21 protein-coding genes are annotated in these 21108 nt (G+C 35.2%); 3 read left to right on the forward strand and 18 right to left on the reverse strand.

Features of this window, described 5'->3' with window-relative positions:
• Window positions 1-4 precede the first annotated feature (4 nt).
• From J3U16_RS07150 to J3U16_RS07200, 11 genes are all read right to left on the reverse strand, one after another.
• Window positions 5-1030, reverse strand: a complete 1026-nt coding sequence (locus J3U16_RS07150) for a PTS glucitol/sorbitol transporter subunit IIB (protein WP_065734495.1) — start codon at window positions 1028-1030, stop codon at window positions 5-7.
• A 12-nt stretch (window positions 1031-1042) separates the two neighbouring features.
• Complete coding sequence (locus J3U16_RS07155) at window positions 1043-1564, reverse strand: PTS glucitol/sorbitol transporter subunit IIC (RefSeq protein WP_065734496.1); 522 nt, start codon at window positions 1562-1564, stop codon at window positions 1043-1045.
• A gap of 45 nt (window positions 1565-1609) precedes the next feature.
• Window positions 1610-1996 (reverse strand): transcriptional regulator GutM, encoded by a 387-nt coding sequence (locus J3U16_RS07160; protein WP_065734497.1) that lies wholly within the window; start codon window positions 1994-1996, stop codon window positions 1610-1612.
• Between the two features lie 79 nt (window positions 1997-2075).
• A complete protein-coding gene (locus J3U16_RS07165; RefSeq protein ID WP_267342755.1) occupies window positions 2076-3323 on the reverse strand; it encodes an NAD(P)H-dependent oxidoreductase in 1248 nt (415 codons plus the stop codon).
• Window positions 3324-3540: 217 nt separating this feature from the next.
• Window positions 3541-4488: a sugar-binding transcriptional regulator gene (locus J3U16_RS07170; RefSeq protein ID WP_065734499.1), complete on the reverse strand. Its 948-nt coding sequence runs from the start codon at window positions 4486-4488 to the stop codon at window positions 3541-3543.
• Between the two features lie 359 nt (window positions 4489-4847).
• Entirely contained in the window at window positions 4848-6854 is a 2007-nt protein-coding gene (tkt, locus tag J3U16_RS07175) for a transketolase (RefSeq protein ID WP_267342756.1), read from the reverse strand.
• 115 nt (window positions 6855-6969) lie between these two features.
• Window positions 6970-7920: a transaldolase gene (tal, locus tag J3U16_RS07180; RefSeq protein WP_065561718.1), complete on the reverse strand. Its 951-nt coding sequence runs from the start codon at window positions 7918-7920 to the stop codon at window positions 6970-6972.
• Window positions 7921-8686: 766 nt separating this feature from the next.
• Window positions 8687-8923: a FeoC-like transcriptional regulator gene (locus J3U16_RS07185; protein WP_065561719.1), complete on the reverse strand. Its 237-nt coding sequence runs from the start codon at window positions 8921-8923 to the stop codon at window positions 8687-8689.
• A 15-nt stretch (window positions 8924-8938) separates the two neighbouring features.
• Window positions 8939-11239, reverse strand: a complete 2301-nt coding sequence (feoB, locus tag J3U16_RS07190; protein ID WP_267342758.1) for a Fe(2+) transporter permease subunit FeoB — start codon at window positions 11237-11239, stop codon at window positions 8939-8941.
• Window positions 11236-11475 carry a FeoA family protein gene (locus J3U16_RS07195; RefSeq protein ID WP_267342760.1) on the reverse strand — a complete coding sequence of 80 codons (240 nt, stop codon included), beginning with the start codon at window positions 11473-11475 and terminating at the stop codon, window positions 11236-11238. The genes feoB and J3U16_RS07195 overlap by 4 nt, the downstream gene beginning before the upstream one ends.
• Before the next feature lie 194 nt (window positions 11476-11669).
• Window positions 11670-12044, reverse strand: a complete 375-nt coding sequence (locus J3U16_RS07200) for a nitrous oxide-stimulated promoter family protein (protein WP_255561409.1) — start codon at window positions 12042-12044, stop codon at window positions 11670-11672.
• Window positions 12045-12116: 72 nt separating this feature from the next.
• Between J3U16_RS07200 and J3U16_RS07205 the strand changes: the two genes are divergently transcribed.
• Window positions 12117-12947 (forward strand): shikimate 5-dehydrogenase, encoded by an 831-nt coding sequence (locus J3U16_RS07205; RefSeq protein ID WP_267342761.1) that lies wholly within the window; start codon window positions 12117-12119, stop codon window positions 12945-12947.
• A gap of 203 nt (window positions 12948-13150) precedes the next feature.
• Here J3U16_RS07205 and J3U16_RS07210 read toward each other — a convergent pair whose 3' ends face one another.
• The 6 genes from J3U16_RS07210 to coaE all read right to left on the reverse strand — a co-directional run bounded on the left by J3U16_RS07210 (window position 13151) and on the right by coaE (window position 18917).
• Window positions 13151-14104: a carbohydrate kinase family protein gene (locus J3U16_RS07210; RefSeq protein ID WP_267342762.1), complete on the reverse strand. Its 954-nt coding sequence runs from the start codon at window positions 14102-14104 to the stop codon at window positions 13151-13153.
• Between the two features lie 422 nt (window positions 14105-14526).
• On the reverse strand, window positions 14527-16284 hold the full coding sequence (ycaO, locus tag J3U16_RS07215) for a 30S ribosomal protein S12 methylthiotransferase accessory factor YcaO (RefSeq protein ID WP_267342763.1): 1758 nt from the start codon (window positions 16282-16284) through the stop codon (window positions 14527-14529).
• 31 nt (window positions 16285-16315) lie between these two features.
• Entirely contained in the window at window positions 16316-17335 is a 1020-nt protein-coding gene (gene tsaD / locus J3U16_RS07220) for a tRNA (adenosine(37)-N6)-threonylcarbamoyltransferase complex transferase subunit TsaD (protein ID WP_267342765.1), read from the reverse strand.
• Window positions 17335-17547, reverse strand: a complete 213-nt coding sequence (gene yacG / locus J3U16_RS07225; RefSeq protein WP_065734517.1) for a DNA gyrase inhibitor YacG — start codon at window positions 17545-17547, stop codon at window positions 17335-17337. Before yacG ends, tsaD begins: the two co-directional genes overlap by 1 nt.
• Window positions 17548-17572: 25 nt before the next feature.
• Window positions 17573-18310 carry a cell division protein ZapD gene (zapD, locus tag J3U16_RS07230; RefSeq protein WP_065734518.1) on the reverse strand — a complete coding sequence of 246 codons (738 nt, stop codon included), beginning with the start codon at window positions 18308-18310 and terminating at the stop codon, window positions 17573-17575.
• The gene (coaE, locus tag J3U16_RS07235; protein WP_065734519.1) at window positions 18303-18917 is read right to left on the reverse strand and encodes a dephospho-CoA kinase; all 615 of its coding nucleotides are present in this window, start codon (window positions 18915-18917) and stop codon (window positions 18303-18305) included. Before coaE ends, zapD begins: the two co-directional genes overlap by 8 nt.
• Before the next feature lie 324 nt (window positions 18918-19241).
• Here coaE and lexA point away from each other — a divergent pair, with 324 nt between their 5' ends.
• Both lexA and J3U16_RS07245 read left to right on the forward strand, forming a co-directional pair.
• The gene (gene lexA, locus J3U16_RS07240) at window positions 19242-19868 is read left to right on the forward strand and encodes a transcriptional repressor LexA (RefSeq protein WP_065734520.1); all 627 of its coding nucleotides are present in this window, start codon (window positions 19242-19244) and stop codon (window positions 19866-19868) included.
• 51 nt (window positions 19869-19919) lie between these two features.
• Window positions 19920-20300: a hypothetical protein gene (locus J3U16_RS07245; protein WP_267342767.1), complete on the forward strand. Its 381-nt coding sequence runs from the start codon at window positions 19920-19922 to the stop codon at window positions 20298-20300.
• 79 nt (window positions 20301-20379) lie between these two features.
• On the opposite strand, the gene hisM is transcribed toward J3U16_RS07245, so the two are convergent.
• Window positions 20380-21099, reverse strand: coding sequence for a histidine ABC transporter permease HisM (hisM, locus tag J3U16_RS07250; RefSeq protein ID WP_267342768.1), 720 nt, complete (start codon window positions 21097-21099; stop codon window positions 20380-20382).
• Window positions 21100-21108: the final 9 nt, after the last annotated feature.

Genomic DNA, 21108 nt, shown 5'->3' on the forward strand with positions numbered 1-21108 from the left:
TAGTTTAGTACATTCCAATACTCATAACCCATGCAATAACAACAGCCAATATTCCAGTTATCATACGACTATACAATACTGCGGGTACACCAAATTGAACTGTTTTAGGTTTTGCTTCACCTAAAGATAATCCAACAGGAATAAAATCACATCCAGCCTGAGCATTAATAGCAAATAACGCAGGTAATGCATACGCAACTGGAATTGCACCAATTGCAATTTGCGAACCAATCAGAACCCCAATCACTTGCGCTATAACTGCTCCTGGTCCAAGAATTGGAGATAAAAATGGTAAGCTACAAATAAACGCAATAACCATCATCCCCCATATTGAACCTGCCAAAGGTGACAATGTTGTAGCTATAATATTACCAATTCCTGTGTAATTAATAATCCCTATAAGCATACTAATAAATGCCATGAAAGGAATAATGTTTTTAATTAACATATCTGTCGAATCGCGACCAGCTTGATAAAAGATCCCCATTGCCTTACCAATACCTCGTGATAATTTAATCAACAAGCTTTCCTTTTGATTTTGGGAATGTTCTTTCTTTATTTGTGCATATTTTTCTTTGAATTTTTCGCGATCCAAAACTGGATCTTCAACCGTTTGCTGTTGTTGATCCTGCGAAGATGTCGTCGTTGATTGTTCATTATGACCTTCTGATAACATTATGTTTTGAGGTTTAACGCCTGAAACAAAAACATCTTCAGTAATATGTTTTGCTAGAGGACCAGTTGGAGCAGATGGAATAACATCAATGGTAGGAATTTTTTTCATTGGATAAACACCAATTCGAGCTGTACCACCACAGTCAATAATTGCACACAAAATTTCATCTTCTGGAATTGCATTTTTAAAGCCATCTACAGCCTCACCACCTGACAATTCAGCAATTTTTTGGGCTACTGGATGAATACCACCACCAGTAACAGAAAGTATTTTATGTTTTTCAGCAGTTGGCGTTAAAGAAAAACCTTTTCCCCAGCCACCTTGGCCTTTCTCGATAAAAATTGTTTTATACATAGTGACTCTCCCCTACAGATTTTCTTTACGCATCAAAAATTTAGTAATCATTTCGGTAATAACACCACGCATTAAAATAATAATAACACCAGCTAAAAAGTACCGAACAGAAAGACTCGAAATGTTATAACCCGCATCCATAACACCATTTGCAATACCCAGAAATACAAATAACTCACCTGCGTTTGCATAAGGAAACAAACCGGTCACTGGGTGCAAAAAAGAAACAACCGAATCATAAAAAGCCGGTTTTTGCTCTTCTTTAACAAAGCGACCAAAAGTATAAGCCATTGGGTTAGTTAACATTAAAACTGAAAGTATCGGCATTAAACTGTAACGCAATAACATATTCTTAGCAGAAAATTGAATAGCTTTAGTGACTCTTTGTTCACCAATAAAAGCAATTAAAGAATAAGTAAATGTCAATAGCACAATTAAAAGCGGGACAATTCCAGTCATAAATCCAACAAAGACTTGCCCACCAGCCTGAAACAACCCAATAAAATGGGTTCCAAACCACTCAATATATTCCATTATTATCTCCTTTAAAGTTGTAATAACGCTTTTATTAATGTTTAATCAAATAGGAACTTGATTTGTTCCCATTTTTATAATTGCTTTTTCTTCAAGAGAGAGTCTTCTAGTTCCACTCTCTTCTTGTAAATTAGTTAAAATTTGTGATAGATAGCACCCATTAAATTTTGGTAAAGGTTTAAATTTGGCAAATACAGATTTTCCTTTTAAAATCTGACAATCCTTAATCATATTATTTTCATCAATTACCATAACCACAATCGCACTTGAACCAAACCATTTACGTTCAATAGCTGTATAAAGATGATAATTTTTAGAATTTGAATATTGTTGAGTTATTTTGTATATATATCTTTGATAATACTTAATTTGCATTAAGCTCAATATAGACTGTAAAACAAAAATAACAGTGGCAATTATTACAATATTCATATTTTTCAACCCTATTAAATCTAGTTAACACATCGCTTTAAAAACTGCTGAGCCTTATTGCTCAGCAGTTCTTATATTTTTAACTAAAGACTTCATCTTGAAGTTTACGCAATTTCCAAACTGTTGTTGTTTCATCTAAAACAACATCATCTTCAGTTAAAAACTTACCATTTGGAATATCTCGTTTAGCAACAACATTACCGCTGATAAGACCAATTGGAATATTTTTGTTTTTCTTCATATCTGCATGTGTTTCAATAACACCGCGGACACAAAAACCACCAATACCATCAAGTTTCTCACCTCGTTTAATATTCTTTTTAGCGACCGCAACAGTTTCAGATACAGGAGCGCCACAAGGAACAATGGCGGTATCGTGATTTAAAATCGCTTTAGCAATCGTCATTGGTGTTTCAAGGCTAGCTAAGTGGAAAGGACGATATAAAATATGATGATCCCTATCACCTTTTTTCATCAAGTAATTCAATTCATTACTAACATTTGGATTTTGTCCTTTAACAATAACAAAAATCCCAGGTGCTAAACCATCTACATATTCAACAACGCCAAATTTATTAAGAACACCACCGTTTTCTTTAAGGTTTAAATCTTTAAGAACAGAATCTAAATCACCTTTAACACCATGCATACCCACTACATCTGGAATAAATCCCATTGCATTAGAAAGTAAATTCATTTCTGCCATCGTTTTCGTACCATCTTGGAATGCTGCTAACATATGAGATGACATATGCTTTGAATCAGCTTCAGCTTGTGCAGTATCAGGGTTTGCCTCGATTTTTAATTTATTATTTTTCCCTTTACCTACAACTAATACTTCCATACCCATTGATTTAGCAAATTCGTACATTTCAAGAGTTGCAGCTGGTTCATCACCATCAGAACCGGTATAGATAAGATCTGCAGCACTAAATAGTTTATGCATCAAAGGACCTATCGTGATATCAATTTCAACATTAAGAAGAACTAAATGTTTTTTGGTCAATAATGTTTCTAAGGCAATTTTTGCACCTACTTCTGGCACCCCAGTAGCATCGACGATTATTTCAACATCTTTTGATTGGATCACTTCTTTAAAATTTTTAGAAACCAGAATACTATTTTTCTTACTAGCACTAGCCTTATAATCTTTCGCTGCTTGTTGTGCAGCTTTTAAATTAATATCACTAATTCCGGTTACACTCATTCCTGGAATGGTTGCTATTTGCGCTATCATTCCTCTTCCCATTTGACCAGCACCTATAACACCAACTTTAATCGGGTTGTCATTTTCTTCTCTTTGTAACAATTGTTTATATATGGTCATTATTATGTTCTCCTTATTAATTTTTTTAATTAAATAGATATACTAACTATTTATCATAAAGATAACATAACAAATCATAACTACAATTAGGAAAGTAACGTTATGTGACTTTTGTCACAATAAATGACATTTGTCACCAATTACAAATTTAGGACATAAAAAAGCCTCTTTTATAAAATAAAGAGGCTTATTAACTAAAATTAATACTATAAAATTATTAATGATTAATATTTAAAACATATTCTGCCATTTTGTCAGTCATAACGATAACATCAATAATCTTAGAATTTAAAGCTGCAACGACCGCTTTTTCTTTATTTTCACCAGAGACAATTGCAACTACTGTTGGAATTTTACGTAAATCATCTAACCCTAAACCTATAATTCTATGATTTATAGGGCTTTTCGATTCATTCCCGTCAGAAGTATAAAAACGTGAATTACAATCTCCTACTACATCGTAATAACGAAACTCCTCAAGATCTTTGTTATTAATATAACCAATCTCTTCCATAGTACTATTATGATAAGGATTAGAAATACCTACGATTGCCATATCAACCGTTTTACCTTCATTGAGAACTTCATTTATATATTTATTTTTGCATAAATCTTTTTTCATTGTTTCGTCTTCAACCAGTGCAGGAGCATAAAGGTATTTACATGTACATTGCATCTTCTTCTTAAGATCATAACAAATTTGATTTGAATGTAAGTCTACTTCCTCGGCGCCCATGCCACCAATTAAAGGTACAATAACAAGCTCTTTATGAGTGATATAAGGGAACTCGTTAACGAATTTCCTAATCGTTTTTCCCCATGAAATACCTAAAGTTTTAACTTTCAAAATTCGTTTATTCAATGCGTAAACTGCTTTTTTAGCTAACCAATTGGTAGATTCCTCATAAGATAGATCATGCGTAGCAACAACAATCGCTTCTTCCAATTTGAATTTACTTTCAAGTTTTTGCTCTAATTCAACTGTATATGCTGTTTCATCCTTGATAAAAATTTCGACAATACCTAATTCTTTCGCATCTTGTAATTTTTTAGAAATAATTGATCTCGAAATACCTATCTTCTGAGCTATCTGAGCCTGAGTCCAACCGTATTGGTAATACCAAGTCGCAATCTTGACTAAATCTCGCTTTTCTTCCCATCTCATAAATCACTCCTATAATTAACAATAGTCAGCTAATATAACAAATGTTTTACCCATAGTAACATAAATGGAAAAAAATCATATATTAGGTCAATTTTCCTCATGAATATAATTCAAAATAACTAAAATATAGTTTAATAAAAATAGTTGTAGTTAATTGAAAATAAATAATTTATAAAAATAAATCATATTAAAAATAAGTTATAAAAAGAATGTTATAAATTGGTTATGGAGTTATTAGCGACAAAAGTAATAGATAAAGGGGGATTTAAGAATTGGGATCTAAAAAATATAAAATAGAAATATAAAAAAACTTCGCTAAAGTTATTAGCGAAGTTTTATTTTGTTAATGAAACTATGATTTATTTCAATAGGCTTTTGGCTTGGTTTAAAACATTTTCAACCGTGAAACCAAACTTAGCAAATAGTTGTTCTGCTGGGCCTGATTCACCGAAGGTTGTCATGCCAATGATTTTGCCGTTTAAACCGACATATTTAAACCAATAGTCACTAATACCAGCTTCGATAGCGATACGAGCTGTTACTGAAGATGGTAATACTGATTCTCTATAAGCTTGATCTTGCTTATCAAATGCATCAGTTGATGGCATTGAAACAACTCTTACTTTTCTACCTGCTTCGGTTAATTTGTGATAAGCCTCAACAGCTAGCTCAACTTCTGAACCTGTTGCAATAAGGATAAGTTCTGGCGTACCGCTACAATCATTTAAGATATAACCACCACGGTAAACATTAGCTAATTGCTCAGCTGTACGCTCTTGTTGTTTAAGATTTTGTCTTGAGAAGATAAGTGCAGTTGGACCATCTTTTCGTTCAACCGCATATTGCCAAGCAATGGCTGATTCAACTTGGTCACAAGGACGCCAAGTACTTACATTTGGTGTCACGCGTAAGCTTGCCATTTGTTCTACTGGTTGGTGTGTTGGGCCGTCTTCACCCAATCCAATTGAATCATGAGTATAAACGAATAAAGAGCGAATCTTCATTAATGCTGCCATACGTACTGCATTTCTAGCATATTCCATAAACATCAAGAAGGTTGCACCATAAGGAATAAAGCCACCATGTAAAGAAATACCATTCATAATTGCTGACATACCAAACTCACGCACACCATAATGAATATAGTTACCAGCAGGGTTGGCTAAAATTTCTTTAGAACCAGACCACATGGTTAAATTACTTGGCGCTAAGTCAGCAGAACCACCTAAGAATTCAGTTAATACTGGAGCAAATGCTTCAATTGCATTTTGTGACGCTTTACGAGTTGCAATTGTTGCTGGATTTGCTTGTAATTTATTAACAAAATCTTTGGCTGTTTGTTGCCAATTACTTGGTAAGTCGCCATTCATACGGCGTTTAAATTCTTTCGCTAAATCAGGATAAGCTTTAGCATAGGCATCAAAACGAGCATTCCATTCATCTTCACGTTGTTTACCTTTAGCTTTTGCATCCCATGCATCATAATATTCTTTTGGAATTTCAAATGCAGGATGAGACCAACCTAATGCTTTACGTGTTGCTTCAATTTCAGCATCACCAAGAGGAGCCCCGTGACTTTCATGGCTACCAGCTTTATTAGGCGAACCAAAACCGATGACAGTTTTACACATTAATAATGATGGTTTATCAGTTACAGCTTGTGCTTGTTCGATAGCTTCAGCTAACGCTTTAGCATCATGTCCATCAATACCGCGAATCACATGCCATCCATAAGATTCAAAACGTTTAGCAGTATCATCAGTAAACCAACCTTCAACTTCACCATCGATTGAAATACCATTATCATCGTAAAAAGCGATAAGTTTGCCTAATTTAAGGGTTCCCGCTAAAGAACAAACTTCATGAGAGATCCCTTCCATCATACAGCCATCACCCATAAATACATAAGTATTGTGGTCAACAATTGTATGGCCAGACTTATTAAATTGAGCAGCTAATGTTCTTTCAGCTATTGCCATACCCACTGCATTAGCAATACCTTGACCAAGTGGACCTGTTGTGGTTTCAACACCTGGAACATGACCAAATTCAGGGTGACCTGCTGTTTTAGCATTTAATTGACGAAAGTTTTTTAAATCATCAAGCGTTACGTTATAACCAGTCAAATGTAACAAGCTATAGATTAACATTGACGCATGACCGTTGGATAACACAAATCGGTCACGATCTGCCCAATTTGGATTGGTTGGATTATGTTTTAAAAATCCACGCCAAAGTACTTCAGCCATATCAGCCATCCCCATTGGTGCACCTGGATGACCTGATTTTGCCTTTTGCACGCCATCCATACTTAATGCTCTTATCGCATTTGCTAATTCGCGGTGGGATAGTGTGGTTGCATTCATGATAATGATCTCCAAAAAATATTTAATAATTCATTGATAGTCTGCGATCAGCAGACAAATAAAACAGGTTTGTAACAAAATTAAAAAGGGGAACTTTCTCCCCTTTTATTAATAATTAAAGCAGTGCCCCGATCATATCTTCTAGTTTACCTTGATCGACCGCAAAGGCTCGAATGCCTTCAGCTAATTTCTCAACTGCCATTGCATCACTATTATGTTGCCATCTAAACTCAGCTTCAGTCATTAACGATGGACGCTCTACAATTGTTTGATTCGGATTCAATTTGCGTTCTACTGGCGCATTTGATTGTTGCATTTCCGCTAACAAATTAGGAGAAATGGTCAAACGATCACAACCCGCTAACGCTAATATTTGATCGACTTTACGGAAACTCGCTCCCATCACAATTGTTTTATAACCATGCTGTTTATAATAGTTATAAATATTACGAACAGATACTACGCCCGGATCTTGATCGGCAACATAAGGTTCTATTGGTTTCTTTGCTTGATACCAGTCATAAATACGTCCAACAAATGGTGAGATTAGAAATGCATTAACTTCTGCACAAGCTCGCGCTTGAGCAAAGGAAAATAGTAAAGTTAAATTACAGTTAATACCTTCTTTCTCTAAAACTTCCGCTGCTTTAATTCCTTCCCAAGTTGAAGCGATTTTGATTAGAATTCGCGATTTATCAATGCCTTTTTGTTTATATAAATCGATAATTTTCCTAGCTTTTTCAATACATCCCTGTTTATCAAACGACAATCTAGCATCGACTTCGGTTGAAATTCGACCTGGAACTGTTTTTAGAATTTCGGCGCCTATATTCACCGCAACTTGATCACAAGCATTAACTAATTGTTGTTCTTTACTGCCACCTAATTTTTTAGCAGTATCAACAGCTGAATCAATTAAAGAACGATATTGAGGAAGTTGAGCTGCTTTTAACACAAGCGATGGATTAGTCGTTGCATCTTCTGGAGAAAACTGTTTAATCGAATCAATATCACCTGTGTCGGCAACCACGACAGTTAATTTTTTAAATTCATCTAATTGGCTCATACTTCAAATTCCTCTACTACATGTTTTTTAAACATAATTATAATAACATTTATTAAGTAATAAAACGACAGGATAAAGTCGTTTCAGTTCAGGCTATTTTTATCAAAAATAGTATAAAAACAAAGCAAAATTAAAAGTTAGCAAGCTCAAGCAAGCTAAATTTAAGCGTAATTCAACAACTCGTTACTTTAAAACTCATCATAATAAAAAACGTTCTACTTCTTCAGCAAATAGACCACTTTTAAATTATGATTTTTATCTCAGTTGAATCAATTTTTAGCAAATTCAACCCTTTTCCATCCATTGCCATAATGTGATCACTATTTTTCACGGCGGATAATCTATCACGGCATTATACTGTATGTATTTCATGACCTTATTTAAGCAATGTAACCTAAAATACTGTTTTAATATGCTACAATGCTTTGTCTCACTTTACATAAAGCATCATCTGCACCAATAGCTTCATGTTTTATATTTTGTGTTTCATCACACCAAAATGAACATGCGTTCATATTAATATCATTTGTTACTTTGAGGTATAAATAAATTCAATTTTGTGATGTAAGTCTCGAAAAAAGATATTGAATAAAAAATATATTGACCTTTTTATTTAAAAGATAACAAAAATAGGCAAAAATAAGCGGTTAAATTTTAAAAAAAGTGACAGGGTTTAATCAAAGGTTAAAGATTAATACATTTGATACATTTAGTCTATTTAAGGCAGGTTAACCTGATTTAATTAAGATTGTTAAAAGAAGATAAATTATTGAACCCAAACATAATTGGGATAAACGGCTAAATTACAACTAATACATGCAGAACACTGCTTACCAGCACAAGTTAATAAATTATTATTTACTAATTTAATGACTCCTTTATTTACCCAAAAATCAAGCATCGGTTCAACGGCGCTTTCAGGTAAACGAAAGTGACGAGCCACATCTAGCAAATTGGCTCGCCCTCGTAATTGAACATAATCTCGGATTGATGTTATAAGCATAAAAATTAAAATCTATTATTCACAACAAGCCGATTTATTGTTTGTGCGTGGTTTAGGTAACTGATAATGATTAAAGCATGGCAAATTCCCAAGTTTACGCATAACAACAAAAGTCAGAATAATAAATACCCCTATACCAGTTAGCCAATATGGTGCAAATGTTGAATGGCCTAATAGACTAGATTGGTAATAAACCGTTGCACATAACCACCCAATAACAAATGTCCAAACTGCAACAAAGATCATCCATTTTAGCCCTGCCTCACGATAAATGGTGCCTAATGCTGCTGCACAGGGTGTGTATAGTAGAATAAAAATGAGATAAGCAATGGCAGAAGTTGAAGTAATGAAAGAATTGCTTATTTTAGTTATCGTAATTGAATCAACAGATAATTCATCTTGTCGGCTATCTTGATTAACGAGCCCGAGTGGATCGCCAATTGAGTTTGCTAAATCAATAAGATGAGCAGGAATCGTGGAAAAAGCTGACTTAATTCCACCATAAAATGAAAACTCTTCTTGCTCATGATGATCCATTGAATAGAGTGAATTTAAAGTTGCAACCACTGATTCTTTGGCAAAAATTCCGGTAAAAATACCCACGGTAGCTGGCCAATTTTGTTTATCTATCCCCATTGGTGTAAAAGCTGGCGTCACTTTTTGGCCAATAACAGATAGCATAGAGTCATTTGAATTTTCATGCCCAAACGAACCATCAACACCCCATGAGTTTAATATGCTAAGTACTGTCACCATCACTACAATTGCTTTACCTGCACGTAAAACAAAGCTTTTTAGCCGTTGGCAAGTTATTCGCAACATACTGCGTAAAGTCGGAATACGATATACCGGCATTTCCATAATAAATGGTGTTAATTCGCCTTGTAGTAAAGTATTTTTTAAGACAAAACCGGTCAGCATTGCCACAAAAATACCAAGTAAATACAACATAAAAACCACAACCGATGCATAATTAGGAAAGAATATCACAGCAAACAATGCATAAACTGGCAAACGTGCACTACAAGACATAAACGGAATTAGACAAATAGATAAGAGACGATCACGAGGGCTATCTAATGTTCTTGTCCCCATAATAGCTGGCACCCCACAACCAAATCCCATTAACATTGGTACAAAGGCTTTACCGGGTAGTCCGATACATCGCATAAAACGATCTACAATCATCGCAGCTCGAGCTAAATAACCTGAATCTTCCAAAAAAGATAAAACAAAAAACATCGCCGCAATAACTGGAATAAATGTTGATACAGTCGTGATCCCATTACCAAGCCCGTCAGCTAAAATAACCGTTAACCAAGTTGGCGCATGCAGCATATTTAAAAGGTAATTAAAGCCATCAACAAAAATCGTACTAAAAATACCTTCAAAAAAATCAACAAAAACGGAACCAAAATTAATCGCAACCAAAAACATGGCATACATTGCAAACAAAAAGAAGGGAATCCCAGTAAAACGTCCTAAAGCTAATTTATCCAATTTTTCAGTAAGATTTAAGCTGGCCTCACGAGGTTTATCGACCACCATTTTGCAAACCATATCAATCGTATCGTAACGTATAGAGGCTAAGGCTACATCAACTTGATAATCAAAATTAATCGATACCAAACGACGACAAGTCTCTAACTTCTCATTTTCAACTAAATCAAATGAGGGATCAGAACCATTAAGCAATGCTTCTATTAATTGCCACCGGTTAAATTGATGGATTTTGCTCGTCACGGGTAATTCATGCAAATAGCGATTAAAGATCACTTTTGAATCCCAATTTAAGGTATCTATTGTTGGTTTTGCTATTTTCAGATCTAGAGTGCTAATTTGTATTTGCTGATAAAATTGTGTTAATCCCGTCTTTTGCGTAGATGAGATAGCCACAACTGGGCAACCTAATAGTTTCGAGAGTTTAGCGATATTTAATTTTTCCCCCATCACAGTGAGAGCATCAACCATATTAAGCACAATTATCATCGGCACTTGCATATCAATTAGCTGAAAAGTTAAATACAAGCTACGTTGCAAATTGGTTGCATCAATAACATTAACAATCAAACTGTCTTTGTCTGTTAACAAAAACTGACGAGTAATAAATTCATCTTGAGCGGTAGAATCTGACTCAATGGAATAAGTTCCAGGCAAATCAACAACATCATACTGTGTATTTTGATAATCAAATGAGCCTGACTTATGCTCAACCGTCACACCAGGCCAATTACCAACACGCTGCTTTGAGCCTGTTAACAAATTAAATAAGGTGGTTTTACCACAATTGGGATTACCAATTAACGCAATTTTCATGCAACTACCTCAACTTCGATGGCTGCTGCTTCACGTCGACGCAAACAGAGCAAAAAACCTCGAAGGCTTATTTCAATCGGATCACCTAGTGGTGCGATTCGTAATACCTTCAATTTACATCCGGGTGTCATTCCCATAGCTAAAAGTTTGCTTCGAAAAGGTAAAGAGTCAGGTAACAGGCGTTTAACAACAGCCTCATGCCCTATAGAAAGGTGTTCAAGCGTGAATACAGACATCATACTTCCTATCAAATACGGTTGTATTTCAATAAATGGCGACATTTTAAAAGATAATCATTCGCATTTTTAGTGTTTAACTGCGAACAAATCGCAAAGAACATCTAAAATAAGTGAAAACAATTGAATTTATAGGCAAATTAGAAGATAACCCTGACAAAAGTTGATAATTGAAGGCTCAAAAACCCCGCTCCTCAACTTTTTTTTGCATTAGAAAAGCGCTTTTCTACAAATCTCTTCAAAATCGTTTTTAAGTTTTTATTAAGATGCTTGATAGCCATTATAGGGTGATAAATCATCATTCTTGGACCAGAATAACGCATGACTTCTTTTATTCGCTGCTTGTAGTCTTTACGGTAACAATGTTTTAAACAGAGTTCGCAGGTAGTTTTAGACTCGCCAAATCGGCACATAGTCAATCGTTGCATAGCGTACTGTAATAAATCATTACACTCATCGCATAACTGGTTTTTTGAGGTGTGGTGTTTTTGGTGACAATAAAGATATATCATCACTTTTACTGTGTTTTTTTCCTGATTTATTTTGGGGCCAGTGTTATTTGCAACCATAATTAAATATATATCGGTCAAAAAGATGCTAGAATACTAAATTAATTAGTATGATCACAAGGATTTTGGTTAATGGCAAGAATTATCAACAAAGATACTACTGTTTGTATGTCACTTTCAGCTAGACCAAGTAATTTTGGTACTCGCTTTCATAATTATTTATATGAAAAATTGGATCTAAATTATATCTATAAAGCCTTCACCACCAATAATTTGAAAGATGCAATTTATGGCATTAAAGCATTATCTATCCGTGGTTGTGCAATTTCGATGCCTTATAAGCAAGCTTGTATAGAATTTATTGATGAGTTAGATGTATCAGTACAATCCATTCAAGCAGTGAATACGATCGTTAATACCGACCACTATTTAAAAGCGTATAACACCGACTATATTGCTGTAGAAAAACTAATTAAGGCCAATCATATTAACAACAACACGCCATTTGTTATAAAAGGCAGTGGAGGCATGGCTAATGCGGTAATTGGCGCTTTTTATGATGCTGGTTTTAAACATGGGATTGTATGTGCCCGAAATCAGATTAAAGGCGAAGCTTTAGCTGAGCGTTACAATTATAAATGGGTTAAGGATGAATCAACCATTACGCCAGAACAAGCAAAATTAATTATTAATGTGACCCCTATTGGTATGCAAGGTGGCGTTGAAGCAGATCAACTAGCATTCAGTGAAGTCCTGATTAATCATGCCGATATTGTATTTGATGTGGTCGCCCTACCAATTGAAACACCACTAATTAATTATGCAAAAAAATTAAATAAAACTGTGATTACCGGTGCAGATGTTGTTGTGTTACAAGCCGTTGAACAATTTATTTTGTACACCGGTGTTACGCCTAGCGATGAACTCATCAATCAAGCTGCTGAGTTTGCCAGACAAGGTTAATCTCATTGATAACATAATTTGTAAAGCACACTCTAAAAAATCTCTTGATTCGGACGTTTATTCCTTAATGAAATACAGGTTAAAACGTCCAAACTTACCTAAAATCTGTTTAATAGAAAAACTCGAAGCCCCCTTTTTTACTCCAAAAAAAGTTGAGGAGCGGGGTTTTTGATGTTTGCAAACCTTCTATAAAATATCATTAATTAAAAATAGGGAGTAAAATGCTTACTAAACGTTTTACCTACTCGATTGATATCAACCAAGTTTGGCATAGCGCTTCGCCCTCTTTTTTGCTGGTTAACAGCAGCAACTGATAGATTTGCAAATAATAGGGTCTTTTCTAATGGCCAATCATAACTAATGCCGTAAGCAAAAGCGCCCTGAAAAATGTCACTTTCGGTCATCTTATCAATCGGTTGGTTTTTAAAACCGGGAATAATGATGACTTCTTGACGATCAAGATATGCACTCCCCTTTTCACCCATGCGGATGATGACTTTACCGCTAGTTAAACTACGCAATTTTTTAAATGCGTCTTTAATTGTTTTCTTATCACTAAAGGATTTTATTTTTAAAAATGCACATGCAAATTGTTCAGTTACAATGACATAATCTGCATGTTGAGCTAGGTACAGACTCGAATCAGACAGACTATCTATACTCATAATAACTTTCGTTTTAGGTAAATTCTTGATGATATATTCACTTAATTCGGCTTCATATCCATCCACTAAAATAACAATATTGTAGCCACGAATGGTTTGCATAAAGTGATTGAGTTTATTTTTTTCATCATCAGTTAATTTTGGTGGCGTGGTTAATCGGTGCGATATAATGGTTTGCATTCCGGTTTGTTCATCAATGGTGATTGCTTCTAATGGGGTGATCATTTTTTCTGAAAAAATAAATTGCTCAGTGTTCACGCCTGCATCAGTAAGTTCAGAAACAATCTGATTACCATAGGAATCATTATTTAAATGACTAATGTGATAAATAGCTTCGCCCCAAAGTGCGAGCAAATAAGCCGTATTAGCACAAGAACCACCTCCACAACGGACTATATTATCTGGCGGGATAACACCGTTTTTTTCTAAATTAGGTGAAGTAAAACAAACTAGATCTAAACAAGCAAAACCTACGGTAAGAATTGTCATCATTTAGCCTCAATAAATGGATTAATTTAAAAAAACTAAAAATTGAAAATTTTTGACTTAACTTTGTTCGACTTGATTTAAATAATTATGCCAGCGTTCAAACTGCTAGAGAGAAAATGAAAAGCAATAAGGGAATCTACTTATTGCTTTTAGAAAAACGATGCCTCAAAAAGGCTTTATCATATAAAACTATAATATATTATTATAGAACAACCCGTTTAAGGATTCATTTTATGCTAAGTGAATTTTTTAAGTTTAGTAAGCATAAAACTTGAATTTTGTGACATAAGTCTCAAATATAGTCCTTTTATCACTAAATATCAAATTCAAATGTACATAAAATCATCAGCAAAGATGGTTTAGGTTTATCACTGATGATGAATGCTTTCTCTTTAAATAATGATTTATCTTAAAAAACAGCAATTTTACATGGTCTGTTTTAATTTGTTGTAGACCTCTAAAAGTTTTTGATGCATCACAAATTGATCCATTGGATGATTATGCTCATTGCTAATCAAATCAGCGAGACCAAAAAACTGTTTTTTGCCTGTTGCATATTGCCACATTTCGTCAACGCAAGTTTTTCCATACATTTTATTGAATGCATTTTGGTAATCAATAAACTGATTTTCGCCTCGTTCAATAATAAAATTCACTAAGGTTTGCAAACAACGATAAGCATGGTTACGTTCAGACGTAAAGATGGATTCATTCATTTCAACCGTCCAATCGATCCACAATTTTGCTTGTGGTAAATCACCAGCGGCTAATGCCAGCATAGCTTTTAATTCACCAATTCGTAAAGTCAGCCATGCATTATCTTTACCTGTTGCAATGCCAAGCAGTTCACGAACACGAGCAAAATCATCTAAACCTTCATCATCAAACTGTTCAATAATTGCCAGCAACTCTTTTGCTGTTCGCTTTTGATGAGGAAGCGATAAGATCAATTCGCGTAAATGGATCGCCATATTATTGTTTGCGATCAATAGATCTTCAGGTGGATAGATTTCTGACATGCCGACAGCTAAAATACGGCAAGCATAAACCCCAAGATGTTGGTAATCCATGATCAGGACTTCAATTTGATGACGATTAAAAATTGCCATTAAATTAGCAAATTCTTGCTCTGTCGATCCTGAAAAATCCCAATCTACAAATTCATAATCCGATTTTTCATTAAACAGATCCCACGAGATTAAACCACTTGAATCGATAAAATGCGTTTCTAAGTTGCTTAAATCGGCAACATCATCATTATCAAAACTTGGTGGTGAAAACACATCCAAATCTTTAAGACTTCGGCCTTGTAAGAGCTCGGTAACGGTTCGCTCAAGAGCCACACCAAAATTAGGGTGTGCACCGAAAGAGGCATAACAAGTACCATTTTGAGGATTAAATAAAACAACACAAATAACGGGGAATTCGCCACCTAATGAGCCATCAAAGCAGTAAATCGGGAAGCCTTCGTTTTCTAGAGCGTCGATTGCAGCTAATACTGCTGGATAACGATTGAGTACTTCGACAGGTATGGTTGGCAGACTGATTGCCTCAGTAATAATTCTATTTTTAGTGTAACGTTCGAATATTTCTGACAGACCTTGTACTCGTGCTTCGTTTGGAGTATTGCCTGCTGACATTCCATTAGAAGCATATAAATTAGCTATTAAGTTAACCGGTACATAGATGGTTTGACCATCGGATTGTTGTACAAACGGTAAAGCACAAATCCCACGTTCACCATTACTTGACTGTAAATCAATTAAATCGGTAGCAGTTAATTCATGATCCGGATCATAAAACTTGAGTAATTTTGGCGATAATAATCCTTTAGGTAAGCTATTATCTTTCGGTATCGTAAACCATTTTTCAGTTGGATAATGAACAAATTCACTATTGGCAGCTTTTTCACCTAAATAAAAATCAGAAAAAAAATAATTGGTTGAAAGCCTTTCAAAATACTCACCAAGAGCAGAAGCTAATGCCGCTTTTTTGCTGGCGCCTTTACCGTTAGCAAAACAGAGTGGACATTTAGTATTTTGAATATGTACCGACCATACGTTAGGTACAGGATTAAGCCAAGATGCCTCTTTAACAACTAAGTCAAATTTTTCCAATTGTTGCTGAAAATAGTTAATCGAATCTTCAAGTGCTGCATCTTTACCGGGGATAAATGTTTTCATTAAAAAACCTTTTTAATATAGCTTGAACAATTTATTTGTCATTAAGTTCACTTAATGGCCATCTTGGTTTAACTTCTATTGCCAGATCAGCAAATTGTGAGGATTTAAGATGGATCATACCTGCATAAGCAATCATCGCACCATTATCTGTACAAAATTCTAATCTCGGATAATATACCTGCCCTTTTCGCTCAGCCATTAGTTGAGCTAATTTACGGCGTAACGTTTTATTGGCGCTAACACCACCAGCGATAACTAAACGATTAAAACAGGTGAGATCTAAAGCTCGACGTGATTTAATTAACAACGTATCGACTAATGCATCTTCAAATGCTCTAGCAATATCAGCTTTGCTTTGCTCGTCAAGGTCTTGCCCTTGTTGATGAATAGTATTTGCTGCGGCCGTTTTTAGACCGGAAAAACTAAAATCTAAACCCGGTCTATCTGTCATCGGTCTTGGAAAATGAAAACGTGACGCATCGCCTTGCTCAGCAAGTTTAGATAATTTAGCGCCACCAGGATAATCCAATCCTAATAATTTTGCTGTTTTATCGAACGCTTCACCTGCAGCATCATCAATCGATTCGCCAAGTAACTCATATTCGCCAACACCAGTAACTTTAATTAATTGAGTATGACCACCGGAAACGAGCAAAGCAACAAAAGGAAACTCGGGCGGGTTATCTTCTAACATAGGCGCGAGTAAATGGCCTTCCATATGGTGCACCGCAACCGCAGGCACATTCCAAGCATAAGCAAGCGAGCGACCGATAGAAGCACCAACCATTAATGCACCAATTAACCCAGGCCCAGCGGTATAAGCTACGCCGTCAATATCACTGGGTTTTAAATTTGCTTCTTTCAATGCAGCTTGAATGAGCGGTACCGTCTTACGAATATGATCGCGCGAAGCGAGCTCAGGTACAACGCCACCATAATCAGCATGTAATTTGATTTGTGAATAGAGTTGATTGGCGATAAGACCTTGCTTGTCATCATAAATAGCAATCCCCGTCTCATCGCACGAGGTTTCAATGCCTAAAATCTTCATTAATGTTTACTCATCAGATCAGAAATTTCGTCTTCACTCCAAAGATCTTGTTCAGAAAGTTCTTTATCAGCGATGCGATGTTCTTCTGTGGCCCAATCACCTAAATCAATCAATTGGCAACGTTTACTACAAAATGGACGATATGGACTTTTTTCAGACCATTCAACATCTTTTTGGCAGGTAGGACATTTTACAATGGTATTTTTATTCATTTAAACGCTCTTAAATTCTATTTGACTAACAACATGCAAGTTCAAATTCGATTGCATCAATATTGTTATTATCGCCAGCATAAAGGGGTAAAAAACGAATACTATAACGAGACATGTGACCGGATACTTGAGGATAAACATTTTTATCCAAAGCAACACGAATTCGAATCAAACTCACATCACCATTGGTTTCTTGGAAGAAGTTGTTGGTACAAGTGAAAAGACTAAATTCGCCTAATTGTCGAATAAATTGTAAACAAGCTTTCAAAGGCTCATCAAGTACCGCAATATGTTTTAACCACTCATCAACTTGTGAATTGCGTTTTTCTTGTGTTTGATTTAACCATAAATGAAATGATGGTAAATCAAAACTACAACATCCACCTGGGATCATCAAACGCTGACGAATTGCCGTAATAAAACGGTCATCTTTCAAAGCTTGTCCTAAGCGTAAACTCGAATTAAACTTTGTTAAAAAAAGATCATATTTTTTAAGCATATCGCCAAGTAACTCTTTGTCTACACCATCAAGTTCAATCCAAGATAGTATTTTCTGTTTTTGAGCTTCGATCTCTTTAATTAAATCGCCTTTAACATCATTACGCTCAACGATTTCTAATAACTCTGATAATGCATGAAAAAACAATAATGCATTATTTTGTGAAAAATGGCGATGTAAATGTAATTGTTTAAGTAAAAACTCAATACGTAACCAAGTACGCATTCTTTCATTTAATGGATGTTCGAAAATTATGTTATTCATAGCTATTCTTAACTTTTAAGTTATGTAGATATTGCTTATGCAAGTTATCTACTTGAATTTTCAGTGACTCTAAATCACCATCATTCACAATAATATCATCGGCAAAGGCTAAACGATCGGTCAAACAAACCTGTGTTGCAATCATTTTTTTTGCCAATGACTCACTAATTCTATCTCGATTAATTAGGCGTTCTAATTGTAACGCTTCTGGAATATCAATCATCAAAACGCGATCAGCCAACTGGTGTAAATTGTTCTCAATTAATAAAGGCACCACCCATATCACATAAGGTTTGGTTTGCTGAGCAAACTGTTTTTGCGTCTCTTGTGCAATAATCGGGTGCAATAAATTATTTAACCATAACCGTTCATGATCATTGTTAAAAATGATCTCTCTTAATTGACTACGGTCTAATTCACCATTTTCTAACAAGATTTCTTGACTAAAATGTTTAGTAATTTGCTCCAAAGCAGGCGTACCTACTTCAACCACTTGGCGAGCAATAATGTCAGCATCAATAATTGGAACGCCTAATTGAGCAAATAGATGGGCTATGGTACTTTTACCACTTGCAATGCCTCCACTAAGGGCAACAATATAAGACATAAATCAAATTCCAACTAAAATGACTATATTAAGGGATTATATCATACAACTGGGCAACAGAATATATCGCATCTATACCTAAAATAATTTTAATAATTGCCCGCAAAAGGTCCCACATAAAACATTTAAATCATCTCTGTCAGAATATCATCAATAACGCATTTTGATGCAAAAAATGCCACCATATTTTGTGATTTAGATCAAAAATAATACTTTTTGTGGATTTTTTAATGTCTAATATCAAAAAAATTAGATAAAACAGTTGTTTTGTTCGTATAGCTGTATATAATCACATGTATCTGTATATAAAAACAGGAATAAACCATGAGACCATTAACCGAACGCCAACAACAAATTTATGATTTAATTAAAGAAAACATTCAAACAACCGGTATGCCACCGACTCGAGCCGAAATTGCCCAAAAATTAGGATTTCGATCCGCCAATGCAGCTGAAGAACATTTAAAAGCATTAGCTAAAAAAGGGGCGATTGAGATGATAGCTGGCTCATCTCGTGGAATTCGTTTATTACTTGAACAACCAGATGACGCATCCGACTTTGAAGGCATCCCTTTAATTGGTAAAGTAGCCGCTGGCTCACCAATCTTGGCACAAGAACATATCGAAAGCCATTATCAAATGTCACCAGCATTATTCAAACCACAAGCTGACTTTTTATTGAGAGTACAAGGCATGTCAATGAAGGATATTGGTATTTTAGATGGTGATTTACTTGCCGTTCACAAAACTCAAGATGTAAAAAACGGCCAAGTGGTTGTTGCGCGCATTGATGACGAAGTCACCGTAAAACGATTATCGCAAAAAGGAAGACATGTAAAACTTCTAGCGGAAAATCCTGAATTTGCGCCAATCGATGTTGATTTAGAGCAACAAAATTTTGCCATTGAAGGTATCGCAGTTGGTATTATTCGTAATGGTTCATGGATGTAATCTTAAAGTTAGTATAAAATATCCAATAATTGTTGCTTAGGAGATAACAATATGTGGTTATTTTGGGTATATGAATTTTTAGGATTTGTTGGCGTTATATTATTAGTCTTCGCTTACTGTCGTATTCGTAAACAAGGTTTTTGGTCTTTTTTGTGGCACAATTTAAAATGGATTTCGATTGCCGTTGCTTGTGTTTGGTTACTAATAGCACTCATTTGTCGAAATGATTTATACAGCGCTGCAAAATGTTATTTCCGTGGTGAGAGTATGCACGCTAACACCAAATATTCTATTTTTTGGAGTGAGTGCCAGATCGAAACTTCAAACGGTAACTTTTTACCAATTGACCGCACCCGAGCACTGCCTGGCGCCAAAGATGGTGGTGATAGTCATGGTGACGGAGTGCCTGCTGATGATTTAATCATCAATTAAATTGGTTGATTCTAAAAACAGGCAATGCAAAACGTTGCCTGTTTTTTTATTTGGTAAAATTCTATTTGATTGATTTTATTTATACCACTTTTTCATTAACCCGCATGTAAGCTAAGCAATGTTTTTCAAGTTGTTTAAAGCCAAAAATCAGAACAAAACTCACACACAAATAGATCACCGCTGCAATCCCAAAGGCATGAAAAGGTTGATAGGTTTCAGCATAAATATCACGGGCAATCTTCATCACATCTTGAACCGTCACAGTAAAAGCTAATGCGGTTGAGTGCAACATAAAAATCACTTCATTGCTATAAGCAGGCAATGCAATTCGAAAAGCTCTTGGTAAAATAATATAGCGATACAATTGCCAGCGATTAAAACCAAGTGCGGTAGCGGCCTGAATTTCACCACTTGGTACATTACGAATCGCACCAGCAAAAACCTCAGTAGTGTACGCGCAAGTATTGAGTGTAAAAGCTAAAATAGTACAATTTAATCCACTTTGGAAAAAGTCACTTAAATACTTATGTTCGCTAACAAAACTCAATGTATATATGCCGGTATAAATAATCAATAACTGCACATAAAGTGGCGTCCCACGAAAAACATAAGTAAACAAACAAATCGGCCATTTAATGAAGATATGGTTAGCATTTCGCCCCACCGCTAACACTAATGCTAAAATCCCACCTAATGACACAGACAAAATCAAGATCCAAAGCGTCATTGCCAGACCTGTAATATGGTAGCCATCCGACCATAATAGAGCTTTCCAGTAATCTTGAATGATTTCTAACATAATATGGCT

This window comes from Gilliamella sp. B3023, from assembly GCF_026536845.1.
In the GTDB taxonomy this organism is placed as follows: Bacteria; Pseudomonadota; Gammaproteobacteria; order Enterobacterales; family Orbaceae; genus Gilliamella; species Gilliamella apicola_E.

Bases quoted from the DNA above. Each gene is read 5' to 3' on its own strand.
- J3U16_RS07185 (WP_065561719.1), bottom strand. From the start codon at position 8,923: ATGCTTATAACATCAATCCGAGATTATGTTCAATTACGAGGGCGAGCC.
- yacG (WP_065734517.1), bottom strand. From the start codon at position 17,547: ATGAATAAAAATACCATTGTAAAATGTCCTACCTGCCAAAAAGATGTT.
- tal (WP_065561718.1), bottom strand. From the start codon at position 7,920: ATGAGCCAATTAGATGAATTTAAAAAATTAACTGTCGTGGTTGCCGAC.
- J3U16_RS07245 (WP_267342767.1), top strand. From the start codon at position 19,920: ATGTGGTTATTTTGGGTATATGAATTTTTAGGATTTGTTGGCGTTATA.
- J3U16_RS07150 (WP_065734495.1), bottom strand. From the start codon at position 1,030: ATGTATAAAACAATTTTTATCGAGAAAGGCCAAGGTGGCTGGGGAAAA.
- lexA (WP_065734520.1), top strand. From the start codon at position 19,242: ATGAGACCATTAACCGAACGCCAACAACAAATTTATGATTTAATTAAA.
- feoB (WP_267342758.1), bottom strand. From the start codon at position 11,239: ATGAAAATTGCGTTAATTGGTAATCCCAATTGTGGTAAAACCACCTTA.
- ycaO (WP_267342763.1), bottom strand. From the start codon at position 16,284: ATGAAAACATTTATCCCCGGTAAAGATGCAGCACTTGAAGATTCGATT.
- J3U16_RS07195 (WP_267342760.1), bottom strand. From the start codon at position 11,475: ATGTCTGTATTCACGCTTGAACACCTTTCTATAGGGCATGAGGCTGTT.
- J3U16_RS07165 (WP_267342755.1), bottom strand. From the start codon at position 3,323: ATGACCATATATAAACAATTGTTACAAAGAGAAGAAAATGACAACCCG.
- J3U16_RS07205 (WP_267342761.1), top strand. From the start codon at position 12,117: ATGGCAAGAATTATCAACAAAGATACTACTGTTTGTATGTCACTTTCA.
- J3U16_RS07170 (WP_065734499.1), bottom strand. From the start codon at position 4,488: ATGAGATGGGAAGAAAAGCGAGATTTAGTCAAGATTGCGACTTGGTAT.
- J3U16_RS07210 (WP_267342762.1), bottom strand. From the start codon at position 14,104: ATGATGACAATTCTTACCGTAGGTTTTGCTTGTTTAGATCTAGTTTGT.
- J3U16_RS07155 (WP_065734496.1), bottom strand. From the start codon at position 1,564: ATGGAATATATTGAGTGGTTTGGAACCCATTTTATTGGGTTGTTTCAG.
- zapD (WP_065734518.1), bottom strand. From the start codon at position 18,310: ATGAATAACATAATTTTCGAACATCCATTAAATGAAAGAATGCGTACT.
- coaE (WP_065734519.1), bottom strand. From the start codon at position 18,917: ATGTCTTATATTGTTGCCCTTAGTGGAGGCATTGCAAGTGGTAAAAGT.
- J3U16_RS07160 (WP_065734497.1), bottom strand. From the start codon at position 1,996: ATGAATATTGTAATAATTGCCACTGTTATTTTTGTTTTACAGTCTATA.
- tkt (WP_267342756.1), bottom strand. From the start codon at position 6,854: ATGAATGCAACCACACTATCCCACCGCGAATTAGCAAATGCGATAAGA.
- tsaD (WP_267342765.1), bottom strand. From the start codon at position 17,335: ATGAAGATTTTAGGCATTGAAACCTCGTGCGATGAGACGGGGATTGCT.
- hisM (WP_267342768.1), bottom strand. From the start codon at position 21,099: ATGTTAGAAATCATTCAAGATTACTGGAAAGCTCTATTATGGTCGGAT.
- J3U16_RS07200 (WP_255561409.1), bottom strand. From the start codon at position 12,044: ATGGTTGCAAATAACACTGGCCCCAAAATAAATCAGGAAAAAAACACA.